At 66.2% G+C, this 15909-nt stretch carries 13 protein-coding genes; 4 read left to right on the top strand and 9 right to left on the bottom strand.

The features are described 5' to 3' along the window. Window positions 1-34 precede the first annotated feature (34 nt). Both LG334_RS07165 and LG334_RS07160 read left to right on the top strand, forming a co-directional pair. The gene (locus LG334_RS07165) at window positions 35-1249 is read left to right on the top strand and encodes a zinc-dependent alcohol dehydrogenase (protein ID WP_404384684.1); all 1215 of its coding nucleotides are present in this window, start codon (window positions 35-37) and stop codon (window positions 1247-1249) included. Between the two features lie 162 nt (window positions 1250-1411). Then, window positions 1412-1810 carry a DUF805 domain-containing protein gene (locus LG334_RS07160; protein WP_404384682.1) on the top strand — a complete coding sequence of 133 codons (399 nt, stop codon included), beginning with the start codon at window positions 1412-1414 and terminating at the stop codon, window positions 1808-1810. A gap of 96 nt (window positions 1811-1906) precedes the next feature. Here the strand turns inward: LG334_RS07160 and ettA are convergent, their stop codons facing one another. Then, entirely contained in the window at window positions 1907-3592 is a 1686-nt protein-coding gene (gene ettA / locus LG334_RS07155) for an energy-dependent translational throttle protein EttA (RefSeq protein ID WP_404384680.1), read from the bottom strand. Window positions 3593-3799: 207 nt separating this feature from the next. On the opposite strand from ettA, the gene LG334_RS07150 reads away from it, so the two are divergent. Together LG334_RS07150 and LG334_RS07145 are read left to right on the top strand one after the other, a co-directional pair. Beyond that, on the top strand, window positions 3800-4951 hold the full coding sequence (locus tag LG334_RS07150; RefSeq protein ID WP_404384678.1) for a PQQ-dependent sugar dehydrogenase: 1152 nt from the start codon (window positions 3800-3802) through the stop codon (window positions 4949-4951). 94 nt (window positions 4952-5045) lie between these two features. Next, the gene (locus tag LG334_RS07145; protein ID WP_404384676.1) at window positions 5046-5984 is read left to right on the top strand and encodes a ferritin family protein; all 939 of its coding nucleotides are present in this window, start codon (window positions 5046-5048) and stop codon (window positions 5982-5984) included. A gap of 239 nt (window positions 5985-6223) precedes the next feature. On the opposite strand, the gene LG334_RS07140 is transcribed toward LG334_RS07145, so the two are convergent. The 8 genes from LG334_RS07140 to LG334_RS07105 all read right to left on the bottom strand — a co-directional run bounded on the left by LG334_RS07140 (window position 6224) and on the right by LG334_RS07105 (window position 15854). After that, window positions 6224-8212 (bottom strand): hypothetical protein, encoded by a 1989-nt coding sequence (locus LG334_RS07140; protein WP_404384674.1) that lies wholly within the window; start codon window positions 8210-8212, stop codon window positions 6224-6226. A 66-nt stretch (window positions 8213-8278) separates the two neighbouring features. Continuing rightward, complete coding sequence (locus LG334_RS07135) at window positions 8279-9505, bottom strand: acetyl-CoA carboxylase biotin carboxylase subunit family protein (protein WP_404384672.1); 1227 nt, start codon at window positions 9503-9505, stop codon at window positions 8279-8281. A gap of 383 nt (window positions 9506-9888) precedes the next feature. Beyond that, entirely contained in the window at window positions 9889-10611 is a 723-nt protein-coding gene (locus LG334_RS07130) for a hypothetical protein (RefSeq protein ID WP_404384670.1), read from the bottom strand. A 338-nt stretch (window positions 10612-10949) separates the two neighbouring features. Then, complete coding sequence (gene ileS / locus LG334_RS07125; protein ID WP_404384667.1) at window positions 10950-14090, bottom strand: isoleucine--tRNA ligase; 3141 nt, start codon at window positions 14088-14090, stop codon at window positions 10950-10952. A gap of 153 nt (window positions 14091-14243) precedes the next feature. After that, window positions 14244-14588 carry a type II toxin-antitoxin system PemK/MazF family toxin gene (locus LG334_RS07120; RefSeq protein ID WP_404386319.1) on the bottom strand — a complete coding sequence of 115 codons (345 nt, stop codon included), beginning with the start codon at window positions 14586-14588 and terminating at the stop codon, window positions 14244-14246. Continuing rightward, window positions 14588-14824 (bottom strand): AbrB/MazE/SpoVT family DNA-binding domain-containing protein, encoded by a 237-nt coding sequence (locus LG334_RS07115; protein WP_404384665.1) that lies wholly within the window; start codon window positions 14822-14824, stop codon window positions 14588-14590. Before LG334_RS07115 ends, LG334_RS07120 begins: the two co-directional genes overlap by 1 nt. A 114-nt stretch (window positions 14825-14938) precedes the next feature. Next, the gene (locus LG334_RS07110; protein WP_404384663.1) at window positions 14939-15142 is read right to left on the bottom strand and encodes a DUF2256 domain-containing protein; all 204 of its coding nucleotides are present in this window, start codon (window positions 15140-15142) and stop codon (window positions 14939-14941) included. Between the two features lie 289 nt (window positions 15143-15431). Next, window positions 15432-15854 carry a CBS domain-containing protein gene (locus tag LG334_RS07105; RefSeq protein ID WP_404384661.1) on the bottom strand — a complete coding sequence of 141 codons (423 nt, stop codon included), beginning with the start codon at window positions 15852-15854 and terminating at the stop codon, window positions 15432-15434. Window positions 15855-15909: the final 55 nt, after the last annotated feature.

The following is a 15909-nucleotide window of genomic DNA, read 5'->3' as shown; positions in this document are numbered from 1 at the left end:
CCCAAACGGCAGAACGCCAGTGAAGGAGGCCCCCATGAAAGCCGTGGTGTTCCATGATATCGGCGACGTCCGCCTGGAGGACGTGCCCGACCCCTCCATCAAGCAGCCGACCGACGCCATCGTCCGCCTGACCGCCAGCGCCATCTGCGGCACCGACCTGCACATGGTGCGCGGTTCGCTGCCCGGCATGGTGCCTGGCACGGTGCTGGGGCACGAGGGGGTGGGCGTGGTCGAGGAAATCGGCCCCAACGTCCGCAACCTGCGGAAGGGCGACCGGGTGGTGATCCCGTCGACCATCTCCTGCGGGTCGTGCAACTACTGCCGCGCCGGCTACCACGCCCAGTGCGACACCGCCAATCCCAACGGCCATCTGGCGGGCACGGCCTTCTACGGCGGCCCCGGCCAGACCGGGCCCTTCGACGGATTGCAGGCGGAGTACGCGCGCATCCCGTTTGCAAACACCGACCTCGTGAAGCTGCCCGACGACATCGACGACGACCGCGCCATCCTGCTGTCGGATATCTATCCGACCGGCTATTTCGGCGCCGACCTTGCGGAGATCGTCGACGGCGACACCGTGGCGGTGTTCGGCGCCGGGCCCGTCGGGCAGTTCGCCATCGTGTCCGCTCGGCAATTGGGGGCGGAGCGGATTCTCGTGGTCGACGACAACGAGGACCGGCTGGAAATGGCGCGGATGCAGGGGGCGGAGGTCATCAACTTCGGCCGCGAACACCCCGTCGAGATGATCCGCGAGCTGACCGGCGGCATCGGCGTCGACCGGGTGATCGACGCCGTCGGCGTGGACGCCCATCCGCCCCGTTCCGGCCCCGCCGCCGAAGAGGCGGAGCAGCAGGCGGGCCGCCAGAAGGCCGAACGCGACGCCATCGCCGAAGGCGGACGCGCCGGCGCCGACGTCTTCGCGCCGGGCGATGCGCCCAACCAGGCGCTGGAGTGGAGCGTGCAGGCCGTCGCCAAGGCGGGGACGCTGGGCATCATCGGCGTCTATCCACCCACCGACCACAGCTTCCCCATCGGCCAGGCGATGCAGAAGAACCTGACCATCAACATGGGCAACTGCAACCACCGCAAGTACCTGCCCCACCTGGTGGAACTGGTGCGGTCCAACAGCATCGACCCGCTGCGGGTGCTGACCCAGGTCCAGCCCATGACCAACGTGCTGGACGCCTACCGCACCTTCGACCAGGCCCAGGCCGGATGGATGAAGGTGGAGGTGGTTCCGGGCCTGTGACACCCGCCGCCCTTCGGCCGTCGACGCCGGAGCCGGGGCCGTCCGCCGCCCGGCTCCGGCGTCATTTTTATGATTTTCAGAAGGTTATGTGCAATTACTCTATGCGGTAAAAACATAATCGGATACCGTCTCCGCCTCCATAACGTATCGCGGAGAGGGGATATGAACTTCGTCGATGCCATCAGCATCTGTTTCAAGAAATATGTCGATTTTTCCGGCCGCGCCCGCCGCGCGGAATACTGGTACTGGACCCTGTTCACGGTGGTCGTGAGCATCTGCACGTCGATCTTGGACGCGGTGATGTTCCCGCACAACATGTGGAGCCCGCTCAACGCGGTGTTCAACATCGCCATCCTTCTGCCGAGCATCGCCGTCATGGTGCGTCGCCTGCATGACACCGACCGCTCCGGCTGGTGGGCGCTCATCAGCCTGATTCCCATCGTCGGCTGGATCGTCCTGGTGATCTGGATGATCGGCAAGGGCACCGACGGCCCGAACCGGTTCGGCAACGACCCGCTGGCCGGCGAGCAGCGCGCCCCGGCCCCGGCCGCCGCCGCCTGACAAGCACGGCGCGACGCCCGACCGGGCGAAGCCGGAATGCGAAAAGGGGCGGCCCGACGGGCCGCCCCTTCTTCATGCGGCGTGCCGCGGGACCGATCAGCTGCGCACCAGGGGCTTGTACTTGATGCGGTGCGGCTGTTCGGCCTCGGCGCCCAGGCGGCGCTTGCGGTCGGCTTCGTAATCCTCGTAGTTGCCCTCGAACCAGGTGACCTGGCTGTCGCCCTCAAAGGCGAGGATGTGGGTGGCGATGCGGTCCAGGAACCAGCGATCGTGCGAGATGACCACGGCGCAGCCCGGAAAGTCCAGAAGCGCCACTTCCAGCGCCCGCAGGGTCTCCAGGTCCAGGTCGTTGGTCGGTTCGTCGAGCAGGATGACGTTGGAGCCGGACTTCAGCATCTTGGCCAGGTGCACGCGGTTGCGCTCACCGCCCGAAAGCTGGCCGACGCGCTTCTGCTGGTCCGGGCCCTTGAAGTTGAACTGGCCCACGTAGGCGCGGCTGGCGATCTTGCGCTTGCCCAGCTCCAGCTCGTCCAGCCCGTCGGAGATTTCCTCCCAGACGGTCTTCTTGTCGTCCAGGCTGTCGCGGCTCTGGTCGATGTAGCCCAGCTTCACGGTCTCGCCGACGCGCAGGGACCCGCCGTCCGGTTCGTCCTGGCCGGTAATCATCTTGAACAGCGTCGTCTTGCCCGCACCGTTGGGGCCGATGACGCCGACGATGCCGCCCGGCGGCAGCTTGAAGGACAGGTCCTCGATCAGCAGGCGGTCGCCGTAGGCCTTGGAGATGTCCTCGGCCTCGATCACCAGGTTGCCCAGGCGCTCGCCGGCGGGAATGATGATCTGCGCCTGGTCCAGCTGCTTGTTGCCGGCTTCCGCCACCAGGTTGTCGAAGGCCGTGATACGGGCCTTGCTCTTGGCCTGGCGGGCCTTCGGGCTGGAGCGGATCCACTCCAGTTCCGCGTTGATGGTGCGCTGGCGCGACGCCTCTTCTCGCTGCTCCTGCTGGAGCCGCTTCTGCTTCTGCTCCAGCCAGCTGGAGTAGTTGCCCTCGTATGGAATGCCCTTGCCGCGGTCGAGTTCGAGGATCCAGCCGGTGACGTTGTCCAGGAAGTAGCGATCGTGGGTGACCAGCACGACGGTGCCCGAGTAGTCCCGCAGGAAGCGTTCCAGCCAGGCCACGGACTCGGCGTCCAGGTGGTTGGTGGGCTCGTCGAGCATGAGCATGTCGGGGTGCGACAGCAGCAGGCGGCACAGCGCCACGCGGCGCTTCTCACCGCCCGACAGCTTGGCGACGTCGGCGTCGCCCGGCGGGCAGCGCAGCGCGTCCATGGCGATTTCGACGCGGCGGTCGATCTCCCACGCATCGGCGGCGTCGATCTTTTCCTGCAGCTCGCCCTGCTCGACCATCAGGTCGTTCATCTCGTCGTCGGTGATGTCGGGATCGCCGAACTTGGCGGAAACTTCCTCGAAGCGCACCACCAGGTCCTTGATCTCGCGCACGCCGTCGAGAACGTTCTCCAGCACGGACTTCGATGCGTCCAGTTCCGGCTCCTGCGGCAGGTAGCCGACCTTGACGCCCTCGGCGGACCACGCCTCGCCGCCGAAGTCCTTGTCGATGCCGGCCATGATCTTCAGCACGGTGGACTTACCGGCGCCGTTGGGGCCCAGCACGCCGATCTTGGCGCCCGGCAGGAAGGAGAGCGTCAGCCCTTTGAGAATCTCGCGCCCACCGGGATAGATCTTGGTGAGCCCCTTCATCACGTAGATGTACTGATATGCGGCCAAGGAAACCTCCGGCGCTGCGATACGATCAAGGTGACCGGGTTTTACTCCACTCCCCTCCCCGGTTCAACGGCCGGGGGCGGAAACCGGCCAAGCCGACCCCATATGGGTGGAAACCGGGCCGCGCGGCAACGCCCCGGCGGCCCGACGGGTTCATGTTGAGGGACAACCGCCACCACAATCGTTCGCACCCAGGAAGGGAGAGCGCGCATGTCACCAAGGATGCCGATCCTGTCCGCCGCCCTTGTCGCCACCGCCACGGCCTTCGCGCCGCTGCTGACCGCGCCGGCGCCTGCCGCGGCCCAGACCCAGCAGATCGACGCCCAGCGCGGCCCGGTCAACGTGGAGCCCGTGGTGACGGGCCTCGACCACCCGTGGGGCATGGACTTCCTGCCCGACGGCCGCATCCTGGTGACCGAGCGGCCCGGCCAGATGCGCATCGTCTACCCGCAGGAGCGCACCATGTCCGCGCCGCTGGAGGGCGTGCCCGAGGTGTTCAACCGCGGCCAGGGCGGCCTTCTCGACGTGCGCATCGGCCCGACCTACGAGGAGGACGGCTGGATCTACTTCACCTATGCCGAGGCCAATCAGCAGGGCCGCGCCTCCACCGCCGCGGCGCGCGCGAAGTTGGACGGCATGCGGCTGACGGACGTGGACGTGGTGTTCCGCCAGATCCCCAAGATGACGGGCAACAACCACTTCGGGTCGCGCATCGCCTTCACGCCCGACGGGTACATGTTCATCACCCTGGGCGAGCGCTTCAAGTTCCAGCCGGCGCAGGAGCTGACCAACCACCTGGGCACCGTGGTGCGGCTGTGGCCGGACGGCTCGGTGCCCGACGACAATCCCTTCGTGAACACGGAAGGCGCGCTGCCGGAAATCTGGTCCTACGGCCACCGCAACAGCCAGGGGGCGGCGGTACACCCGGAGACGGGGCGTCTGTGGATGCACGAACACGGCCCGCAGGGCGGCGACGAGATCAACGTGCCCGAGGCCGGGCGCAACTACGGCTGGCCGGTGGTGAGTTGGGGCCGCCACTACAACGGCCAGCCCATCCCCGACCCGCCGTCGCATCCGGAGTTCGCCGACGCCATCCACTACTGGAACCCGGTGATCGCGGCATCGGGCATGGACTTCTATACCGGCGACCTGTTCCCCGAGTGGCAGGGCGATCTGCTGGTGGGGGGACTGGTCTCCAACGCCGTCTCGCGCCTGGAACTGAACGGCCAGGACGTGCAAAGCGAGGAGCGCCTGCCCATCGGGCAGCGGGTGCGCGCGGTCAAGCAGGGGCCGGATGGCGCCGTCTACGTGCTGACCGACGAGCCCGACGGAGCCCTTCTCAAGCTGACGCCGGCACAATAAGCAGCCTTACCCCGTTGACCGGGATCAAGGGGCGCGGCAAAACTCCGCGCCATCCTGATTCCAACATACCCGAATGCTGACGGAGACCCTTGTCATGGCGCAGGACACGCCCCCGGTTACCTTCGATTCCGTGCCCGCCATCGAACGCCCGGAGGACCTGTTCGCCGTCGCCACCGCCATGGAGCGCGAGGCGGCGCGGCGCTACGACCAGTTGGCCGAGCGCATGGACGACATCGACGTGCCCGACCTGGCCGCCCTCTTCCGCCGCCTCAAGGCCATGGAAAGCGAGCACGAGGAAGGCATTCAGGCCTGGGCCAGCCGCGCCGAGGTGGAGCCCGAGCAACGCCTGTCGTTCACCTGGGACATGGCCGAAGGCATCGCCGAGGCCGCCCTGGCCGATGCCGGCGGGGCCGAAAGCCTGACCAGCTACAAGGCGCTGCAACTGGCCGTGCGGAACGAGGAACGGGCCTTCGCCTTCTACGCCAATGTCGCCGCCAAGTCTTCCGACCCGACGGTGCGTGAATACGCCGAGCGCATGGCCGACGAGGAACTGCACCACGTCGCCCTGCTGCGCCTGGAGCGCCGCCACGCTTGGCGGGCGGAGCATGGCGGGTCCTCGCCCAGCCAGGCCCCGGACGTGGAGACGGTGGAAGATCTGGCGGCATGGCTGGCCGACCGCGACGCCGAGGCCGCCGCCCGCCACCGCATGTCGGCGGCCGTCGCGCGCCTGAGCGGCGACCCGCAGACGGCGGCGCTGCTGGAGGATCAGGCGGCCCGGCGGGACCCGCAGGCGGCCCCGGCGACCGACGCCGACCTGGGCGACGCGGTGTCGCTGGTGCAGATGCTGCGCCACGAAATCCGCCTCGCCAACGAGGAATACGACATGCTCATGCGCGTCGTCGACCGCGCGCAGGACGAAGCGGTGCTGGCCCTGGCCCAGGAGACCGTGGCGGGCACCATCGCGCGACTGGCGGCCCTGCGCGACCGCACGGCGGCCCTGGAAGCCGCGTCGGCGCGCGACCCGCGCGTCTGACGCGGTCTAACGGTCCGCAACTAGCCCTTCCGGCTTAATCCCCCACCTCCCTGGGAATATCGAACCTTACAGGATACATTATTATCCTGAAGGATACGCCGGTGTGGGGAATGCACCTGCCTGAGGGGCGCCCGGTCATCGACCCCCGACGGGGCGCGCTTCCGGGGCGGTTCTTTCACGACTAGGGCTCCACTCCTTTCCCCAGGGGCGGAGCCCTTCTTCTGTGCCGTGCAGGACGCTCAGCGTGCGGCGGCCCAGCTTCGGCGGGCCAGATCCTCGACCGTCTGCACCTCTTCCGCCGTGATCGTTTCCGGCCAGCCGCGCTCGCGCTCGTCGAAATGGAAGAGGTAAAGCCGCGAGGCGAATTGCGCGATCGGCAACGAGCTTTCCCCGAAGCGCTCGCCGTTCCCGTCGGTGGACACCACCACGCCGTCGCCCCAATCCTGGCCGCCGTCGTTGTTGGGATTGTAGAAGTACACCCGCATCCCGCCGCTCGGGTCCAGGCCGACGCGGTAGATGGCGATGGCGTGCCAGCCGATGAACCGCGCCGCGCTGTCGGTGACGGCAATGCCCGCCGGCTGCGGGTGGATCACCGGCTGGTTGCCGTTGTGGTAGGGATGATAGGTGGCATAGAACTGCCGCACGAAGCCCTCGAAATCCTCCAGCATCCCCGTCGGCACGTCGATGGCGAGACGGCAGCCGCGGCCCACCCACCAGCCGTGGAACTCGGCGTTGATCCAGCGGTGCGGGTCGCCGGGGCGGCCGGCGGTGTGGCGGCCCATCTCGATGTAGACGCGGTCAAGGTGCGGCACCAGCGCGATGGACACGGCATCCACATCCAGCAGCGGCCCGGCCATGAGCCCCTGCGCAAGCTCCGACGAGGTGATGGGCTGCCCCTCGAAGTGCATGGTCAGCGTGTTGTCGCGGGCCGCCCAGGCGATCAGCTGCAACAGGTAGTCGGGGTCGGTGAAGGCCCACATGGAAATGGCGCGGGCCGACTGGCAGGTGGGATTGTTCCCCTGCCCCACGCCCATGGGCTGGCCCAGCACGGTCAGCACGCCCGCCAGCAGGAACACCCGCGCCGGCCGCGCCGCACCGAAGGTGGCGGCGATGGACTGCTCCACCGCCGGATGAAGCGGCAGGAATATCTGCCGCCACAAGGCCGGCCCGATGGCGGGGGCGTAGAGAATCCCGCGCTCCAGCATCAGCGCCAGGCCGTAGACGGACTGCGCCGTCTCCACATGGACGGCGTCCTCGATCAGCCGCAAAACCAGCTGCTGATAGCACAGGAAGCCGTCGCGCCCGGTGCTGCTCAGCCCCAGCGCGGCCGAAACCAGGTCGGGGCGCTGGTAGGCCACATAGCGCAGGAAGACCGGATGGTAGGGCGAGACCAGCCCGGTGTCGTGCATGGCGCGGGCGAAGCCGTTGGCCTCCTGCGTCAGCATATGCGCGTCCATGGTCTCCAGCCGCTCGGCATAGACCTGGATGCCCGGGTCCTCGCGGCAGCCTGCGGTCGGGCCGAACAGGGCGCTGACCAGGCGGTCGGCGCCCCGCCCGGCGGCGGCGGTGTCGATGCTGGCGTCGGCCATGCAGATGGCGATCTGCGTCACCATGGCCTTCACGTCGTCCACCATGATGGGGCGCTGCGCCAGGATGCGCTCGATCTCGGTGATCAGGCTGCCGATGATGTTGTCGTAGCCGGTGCGCTCGGCGATGAAGGCATAGAGATTGCGCACGGGCTTCGCCAGCCGCCCCAGCGCCACCCGGTCGGCCTCGCTCGGCGCGGAAAACAGGAACGTCAGGTTCAGCGCCAGCACCTGGCTGACGAAGTGCCGCGCCTGCTCCGACGAAATGGCGGGATGGAAGTAGTCGTCCAGCCCCACCGCCAGCAGCCGCAGCTCGCTCAGGCATTCCAGCGTGGCGGTGGACTGGTCGGCGGTGCGCAGGGTGTTGGGCGCCAGCGGCGCCTGGAGAATCTCCGGGTGGTCCCAGTCGGTGCCGGCGAAGATGCCGGCCTCCTCCATTTTCGCCACGCGGTCGTACAGCACCGCAGGCCCGCCCGGCAGGCCCATGATGCGGCGGCCATAGTCGATGACGCCGCTTTTTGCCGTGTGCTTGGCGAAAGCCGGCGTATCGGCAAGGCGCGCCAGACAGTCGTCGAAACGGCTTGTCAGGCGCTCCAGGGTGACGGCCGGGTCCTCGGCCGCCCCCGTTCCGGGTTCAGTCACGCAACACTCCCTCTCCGTGGCGCGCTTGTCTTCGATCCAGCGCCGCGGAACCCCGTGTCCCGGACGCTAGGTGTAGAAGTCGCGCTCTTCCTGCTCGAGCAGCACCTCTTTCATCCTGTCGGCGTCGGGGCCGAAGAAATAGCAGGTGCCCCAATGATTACCGAAGGCGGCACGCTTGGAAACCTTCTGTTCCAGGGGCGGTGCCAGATCGTGGTACTCGAAGTAGGGGTCGTTCTCGGTTTCCTCGGGGATCTGCATCTCCGAAACGACACGCCGACGCGGGTAGACCAGGAAACAGCCCGCGTGGCCCTTGGCCTCCACGACCTCCTTGGGAAAGAACGCCTCGATCTCCTCGTCCGTCGCCTTCGGGTCCATGCACAGCACCTGACCCTGATAGGCATTGAAGCCGTAGGCGCGCTCGATCAATTCGAAGGCGTTGCCGCCGGGCACGCGATAGGCAACCTCGCCGAAGTACATGACGCCGTCGTTGGCGATGAAGTACTCGGGGTGGATCAGGCCGTAGTCGATGTCGAAGGCGTCGATCAGCTTCTCGATCTCGCGGGTGATCTGCTCGCGATAGGCCTCCAGCTTGGGGCTGGCCGGGATGAACACGGAATAACCCAGGTGGACATATTCCGAGATGTTCAGGAAGCGGATCTTGCGGTTGTGAATGAAGACCTCGCAGGCGAACTCCCAGCCGTCCAGGTGGCTTTCCAGCAGGGCGGGGAACTCGTCGTCGGAGATGTTCTCCACGTCGTCGACGGTGCGGATGACCCGGTGCCCCAGGCAGCCCGCCTTGTCGAAGGCCTTGAAGTGGATCGGGTCGTTGGGGTCGCCGTCCAGCTTGAGCAGCGTCTGGTTGACGCGCTTGAGGAAGCGGACGACGTCGATCTTGTCGTGTGCTTCCTCGAAAATGCCGACGCGGATGCCCGCCAACTGCGCGCGCCGCTTCATCAGCGCCTTGTCGCGGAACAGCATGGCCTGTGACAGAAGGCGCGGCTTGTTCTGGAGCACGGCGTTGATGGCGCCGGCCCATTCCACCGTTTCCTCGTACAGCGGCACGGCGACCTCGACACCCTCGTCCTGGAGCATCTTGGCGATCTCCCAGGACCGCTCGTTCAGGCGCTCGAAGTCCCAGGCGATGAAGGGGATGTCGTTTTCCTTGGCGTACTGCTCTGCCCACGCCGGGGCGATGACGACGTACTTGCGGTTGAACTTGGCGACGCCGGCGATGGCACGCAGGCTCCAGCCCAGAAGGGCGACATAGCTCTTGTTCGGGTCCGTATCGGCCACGGGGTCCTCCCTGTTTTGCCGGGGCGGTGGGCACGATGGACCATGCACCAAAAACCGCCCGGGCATGGTGCGACTTGTGAACAAGAGTGCGAGATACGCGCCGGGGATGCAAGGCCGGTAAGGCCCATTGCGCCGAAATATTCAAATATTTCAGCATGGTCGGAACGACCCGCATCTTAAACGCCCCGCCTTTGTTCGGCGTTGCATCTTCTCCTTGCGCTCGGATCGAAGGGCTGTGACTTGCCGATTTCTGCACGCCCTTCGAATTAGAACCTTAGGCAAGGTGGAGTGGCTCCGGCATCATGATCCTGCCCGAGTCGCCTCGCGGGCCGCACGACGCCCCCCGAAGACGCCAGCTACCGGCGGCGCACCCGGACGCCGCTTCACTTCTGGCCGGCAACGTCGGACGCCCCGACCTTCTCCAGAACGACCGGCTTGTTCTCGCCCTGCTCGACGGCGGCTCGCTTCGGCTTGGACCTCAACTGGTAGAAGACGCCAAAGAGGAAAAGAGCGGCGATGGCAATGATCTCGAAGGCGATATAGCGGAACGCTCCCTCGATGCCATGATGGTCCAGCCCCTGGGCGATCATGCCGATCCACGCCTGGAAACCGTAGGTGTAGCCAAGCCCGCCGTTGAGGATCATCCAGCCGTTCACCAGGGCATACGACACGAACACGGCACCCGTGGCCGAGGTCGAGATGATCGCCAGCAGGTCGGTCAGGCGCAGTGCAAGATCACCGCACAGGAGGGCGATGAAGACATAGGCCACCCAGATGTAATCACCCTCCCATCCGTAATAGTTGTCCAGGAAGATGGCCAGAAGCAGCCCGAGCGCCGCCCCCTTCAACCAGACGGCCAGGCGAAACAGAAAAACGGCCAGAAGGCCGAAAATAATGCCCAGGACAACCGCGCCCGGCACATCGGCGGTCAAGTAGCCGAGGGTCGCACCGATGGCAAGCCCCGGTAGAGCGATGATAACGTGAAACAGCTTAAGGCCGAACAGAAGACAAACAACGCCAGCCGGAAGCAGAACTGCCGACATCACGATGTTGTTTTTTGCAATGAAATCAGCCGTGGCGGAAACAATATCCTCGAGCCCGTTCATAACCATCCCCCCTCAAGACAACGAAAGACGAGCGGCCTTTCCCTCCCAAACATCGCGAAACCCGCCGCTTCTCCCCAGCGGCAAGCCGCGACTCCGAATCAGTTCCTGTCGGCGGGAAGCCTATCGCTGACTTGTGGATTTGAATAGCACCATCCAGATGACTTGACGAAACCACTATCTCTTTACTTCTGAACTTTCTATATCTGAAATAAAAAGAGCCCCGCATGTCAAGGACATGCGGGGCATCCTCATGGGCGCCGATGGACGGTCAGGCCGTCGCAAAGCCGGGGCCGACGCCCAGGCTTCGCGACCCCTCAGGGCAGCACCGGAGCAGCCGTTCAGGCCGCCGCCGTCTCCGCCTTGGCGACGCCGATCTTCACCGGCTCGCCCTGCATCTGGTGCTCGGCGACATGCGCGCCGTCCATGTCGTCGGACAGGCGCAGGTCGACGGCCAGCGTCTCGCGCTTGACCGTCTCGCCGAACTGCTCCAGCGCCGGACGCAGCGCCGAGCCAGCGGCGATGGTGAGCACGATGCGGTCGGAGATGTGCAGGTCGGCCTCCTTGCGGGTCATCTGCACCAAGCGGATGACGTCGCGGGCCAGGCCCTCGTTCTCCAGGTCCGGCGTCGTCTCGACATCCAGGATGACGACGCCGTGGCCGCGCGCGATGGTCTGGCTGTGCACGCCCTCGGCCGTCAGCACGCGCAAGCTGAAGTCGTCGCCGGAAAGAACCTGCCCGGCGATCTCCACCGTGCCGTCGCCCTTGAACGCCCATTCGCCCTTCTTGCTGGCCGCCATGACGTCGCGCATGGCCTTGCCGATGCGCGCACCGATCTTGGGGTTCACGTGCAGGGACTGGGTGCCGTACGTGTGCGGATTGTCGTCGAAGGTGACCGTTTTCACGTTCACCTCGTCCTTGATGACGTCCTCGAAGGGCTTGAGGCGCTCCACGCCCGACACCGCCACCGTCAGTTCCGGCAGCGGCAGGCGCACGCGCTTGCCCGCCGTCTCGCGCAGCGCCAGGGTGCCGGACGCGATCTCGCGCACCAGGTCCATGGTCTCCAGCAGATCGGCTTCCGCCGGCAGGGCGGACGCATCCGGCCAGTCGGCCAGGTGCACGCTCTCCTCGCCCGTCAGGCCGCGATAGATCTTCTCCGTCAGGAACGGCAGAAGGGGTGCTGCGGCACGGCAGAAGGTGGTGAGCACAGTGTAGAGCGTGTTGAACGCCGCCGTCTCCACCTGCCCGTTCTCCGCCCAGAAGCGCGGGCGGGAGCGGCGGATGTACCAGTTGTTCAGCGTGTCGATGAACGGCGGCACCACCGCGCAGGCGCCGGGGATATCAAACACCTCCAGCGCCTTTTCGATATCCTCGATGAAGCGGCGCGTCTTGCCCAGGATGTAGCGGTCCAGCACGTTCTCGCTGGAGGTCACGGCCTCGGCCTTCACCCCTTCCGCGTTCGCGTAGAGGGTGAAGAAGTAGTAGGCATTCCACAGCGGGATCAGCACCTGCCGCTGGGTCTGGGCGATGGCGCGGCCGTCCTTGGGCATGGCGAGGTCGCCGCCCACCAGCAGCGGCGAGGACACCATATAGAAGCGCAGCGCATCGGACCCGTAGGTGTTGAAGACCTCCACCGGGTCCGGATAGTTCTTCAGGCGCTTGGACAGCTTCTGGTGGTTTTCGTCCAGCACAACGCCGTGACACATGCAGTTGCGGAACGGCGCCTTGTCGAACAGGGCGGTCGCCAGCACCACCAGCGTATAGAACCAGCCGCGCGTCTGGGCCACATACTCCACGATGAAGTCGCCGGGGAAGTGATCCTCGAACCACTCCTTGTTCTCGAACGGGTAGTGGACCTGGGCGAAGGGCATGGAGCCGCTTTCGAACCAGCAGTCGAACACGTCCTCCACCCGGCGCATGGTGGATTTGCCGGTGGGATCGTCGGGGTTCGGGCGGGTCAGTTCGTCGATGTAGGGGCGGTGCAGGTTGTCCGGCCGCACGCCGAAGTCGCGCTCCAGGTCGTCCAGGCTGCCGTAGACGTCGACGCGCGGATAGCGCGGATCGTCGGACTTCCAGATGGGCAGCGGCGTGCCCCAGAAGCGCGCACGGCTGATGTTCCAGTCACGCGCGTTCTCCAGCCATTTGCCGAACAGGCCGTCGCGGACGTGGCCGGGAATCCAGTTGATGCCCTGGTTCAGCTCCACCATGCGGTCCTTGAAGGCGGAAACCTTCACGTACCAGCTGTTGATGGCCTTGTAGATCAGCGGCTCGTCGGTGCGCCAGCAGTGCGGGTAGTTATGGCGGTACTGCTCGTGCTTGATGACGCGGCCCTGCGCCTTCAGGTCCTGGATGATGGGCTTGTTGGCGTCGAACACCAGCATGCCCTGGTACTCGGGCACCTCGGTGGTGAACTTGCCCTCGTTGTCCACCGGCACGACCAGCGGAATGCCGTACTGCTCGCAGACGATCAGGTCGTCCTCGCCGAAGCCCGGCGCCATGTGGACGACGCCCGAGCCCTCGGCCACGTCGACGAATTCCGCCCCCAGGATCTGGAAGGCGTTCTCGGTGTCCTTGAAGTAGGGGAACAGCGGGTCATACGTGCGGCCGACCAGGTCCGAGCCCTTCAGCGTGCCCACCAGCTCCAGCGCGCCCAACTCCTTCTTGTAGCGCGCGAGCGTCTGGGCGCCGATGACCAGGTGTTCGCCGTCCTTCTCCAGCACGGCGTATTCGATCTCCGGCCCCACGGCCAGCGCCAGGTTGGACGGCAGGGTCCAGGGCGTGGTCGTCCAGGCCAGCACCTTCATGGGGGCCTTGTCCCCCTCGCGCGGGGTCAGCGAGAAGGCGACGGTGATCGCCGGGTCCTCGCGCTCGCGGTAGGAGTTATCAAGCCGCGTCTCGAAGTTGGACAGCGGCGACTGCACGGCCCACGAATACGGCACGACCTTGTGGCCCTCGTAGACCAGGCCCTTTTCATAGAGCGTCTTGAAGGCCCACAGCACCGACTCCATGAAGGTGATGTCGAGGGTCTTGTAGTCGTTCTCGAAGTCCACCCAGCGGCCCTGGCGGGTGACGTAGTATTCCCAGTCCGCCGTGAACTGCATGACGGACGTCTCGCAGGCCGCGTTGAACTTGCCGATGCCGTAGTCGAGGATGGCATGGCGGCCGGAGACGCCGATCTCCTTCTCGGTGGTCAGCTCGGCGGGCAGGCCGTGGCAGTCCCAGCCGAAACGGCGGTCGACCTTGTGGCCCTTCATGGTCTGGAAGCGCGGAATGATGTCCTTCACGAACCCCGTCACGAGGTGGCCGTAGTGCGGCAGGCCGTTGGCGAACGGGGGGCCGTCGTAGAAGACGAACTCCTGCTCGCCGGACCGCTGCGACACCGACCGCTCGAAAATCTTGTCCCGCTTCCAGGTCTCGAGGATTTCCTCTTCGAGCTTGGGGAAGCTGGGGCTGGATTGGATTTCGGGGTAGTGCTTGGTCATGGGGTGATCCGGCATCCTGGGTTGAGGGCGCGCGTCATGGCGCCCGTGTCCGCGTGCGACATGGGGAGCGGATATTAAATCCGCCACCGTGCGGATGTCGAGTGTTGGGGGAAGCGGTTGCGGAAGTAGGCCGATGCCGCGTCGGCGGATCGATCAGCCGTCGAAGATGATGGCCTCAAGGCGGGCCAACACTTCGTCGACCGTCTCCCGTGTGGCGCGGGAGTGAAGACGCGCGCCGCGCGCGATCCAGTCCATGGACCGGACCTGGTTGGACAGAACGACGCCCGTCGCCTTGGAGCCCCGCGGCAAAGGCACCTCGAACGGGCTGCCCTTGACCTGGTTGGTGATCGGGCAGGCGATCAGAAGTCCCGTCCCGATGTTGTAGTTCGCTGGCGACAGAACGAGCCCCGGGCGCTCCCCCGCCTGTTCGGTGCCCGCTTGCGGGGTGAAGTTGATGAAGATGATGTCGCCCCGGTCAGGCTGATACTCGGGCATCATCACCACTTCTCTTCGCCCTCGGGCGCGCCGAAGTCCACTTCTCCGTGGCGATGCTCGGGCTTGTACGCCGCCATAAGGTCGTCCAGCCGATACTTCGGCCGCGACGGCGTGACGACGATCGATCCTTGGGAGACCCGCATGTCCACCTGCGTGCCTTCGCGCAGACCAGCCTCCTCCGCGATCCGCTTGGGCACGCGAAGCGCAAGACTGTTGCCCCATCGGCTGACGGCATTCATGGCGTCGACTCCCTTGGTGGATATACCAAGTAGATACACCAGGGCCGCGCCATGTCAACAGGGAACTCGGACTGACAAGATGCCGCTTCGCGGTGATCGAAAGCCGGCTTCTCCTCACCCCCGAACGACGGCGGCGGGCGCCGAAGGGGAGTGGCGTCCGCCGGCCGTCGTCCCCGGCGCGCGCGCCTTGGAGCGCCGGCAGCGGTCGGAGCACCATTTGACCTCCGACCACACCAGCGCCCACTTGCGCCGCCAGGAGAATGGACGCCCGCAGCCCTCGCAGGTCTTGGTGGGCAGGTGGGGTTTGCGGTGCGCCATGCGCGGTCTTCTTCTCTTTCTTCGCGGATGATCCCGTCCGTAACGTAACGCCCGTCTCCGACGGATCGGAGACGGGCGGCACGACCCCCAGCCCCACCCGACTTCCACACCGGAAACGCACGGAGGGGTGACGCCCCGGTGCCGGGTTGGGAAGCCGCCCAGACCGGTGAGGTCCAGGGGCCGTGTCGCTTATCTCTACGGCCCCTTTTCCAGCCCGGATCACACGAAAACGGCCCGGCGACCAATGCTGTCGCCGGGCCGGAAAAACCCGTCATTTCAAAGCTTTGGGTTATCCTTGCGAAACGCCCCGAATGGCCTCGTCCACCGGGCCGGAGCTGCGAACGTGCGTCGCCAGATCGGCGGTGGCGACCATGCCCACCAGTTCCTTCTGGGCGTTGAGCACGGCCAGGCGGCGGACCTGACGGTCGGCCATGACGCGGGCGGCCTCGTCCACCGTGTCTTCGTCGAACACGTATTCCACGCCCTCGGTCATGGCCTGGGCGACCTTGGTGTTGTTGGGGTCCAGGCCCTTGGCGGTGCCGTTCAGGGTGATGTCGCGGTCGGTGATGGTGCCCACCAGGCGGCCATCGTCGGAGACCGGCATCATGCCGATGTCGTCCTCGCGCATGGCGTTGGCGCATTCCTTCAGCGACATCTTGGGGTCGGCGAGGCGGACATTCTTGGTCATCACTTCCTTGATTCGCGTCGCCATGAGTTCCTCCGTGTTTCTGAAAAATCCCGGCGCGCGGCGGTGTCGCGCACGCCGT

The sequence above is a fragment of the Caenispirillum salinarum genome (genome assembly GCF_044803115.1).
Taxonomy (GTDB): domain Bacteria; phylum Pseudomonadota; class Alphaproteobacteria; order Rhodospirillales; family Rhodospirillaceae; genus Caenispirillum; species Caenispirillum salinarum_A.
The sequence above is the reverse complement of the archived record's forward strand: the minus strand, read 5'-3'. Positions and strand labels throughout refer to the sequence as shown.

Bases quoted from the DNA above. Each gene is read 5' to 3' on its own strand.
- LG334_RS07165 (WP_404384684.1), top strand. From the start codon at position 35: ATGAAAGCCGTGGTGTTCCATGATATCGGCGACGTCCGCCTGGAGGAC.
- LG334_RS07160 (WP_404384682.1), top strand. From the start codon at position 1,412: ATGAACTTCGTCGATGCCATCAGCATCTGTTTCAAGAAATATGTCGAT.
- LG334_RS07150 (WP_404384678.1), top strand. From the start codon at position 3,800: ATGTCACCAAGGATGCCGATCCTGTCCGCCGCCCTTGTCGCCACCGCC.
- LG334_RS07145 (WP_404384676.1), top strand. From the start codon at position 5,046: ATGGCGCAGGACACGCCCCCGGTTACCTTCGATTCCGTGCCCGCCATC.
- LG334_RS07130 (WP_404384670.1), bottom strand. From the start codon at position 10,611: ATGAACGGGCTCGAGGATATTGTTTCCGCCACGGCTGATTTCATTGCA.
- ileS (WP_404384667.1), bottom strand. From the start codon at position 14,090: ATGACCAAGCACTACCCCGAAATCCAATCCAGCCCCAGCTTCCCCAAG.
- LG334_RS07120 (WP_404386319.1), bottom strand. From the start codon at position 14,588: ATGATGCCCGAGTATCAGCCTGACCGGGGCGACATCATCTTCATCAAC.
- LG334_RS07115 (WP_404384665.1), bottom strand. From the start codon at position 14,824: ATGAATGCCGTCAGCCGATGGGGCAACAGTCTTGCGCTTCGCGTGCCC.
- LG334_RS07110 (WP_404384663.1), bottom strand. From the start codon at position 15,142: ATGGCGCACCGCAAACCCCACCTGCCCACCAAGACCTGCGAGGGCTGC.
- LG334_RS07105 (WP_404384661.1), bottom strand. From the start codon at position 15,854: ATGGCGACGCGAATCAAGGAAGTGATGACCAAGAATGTCCGCCTCGCC.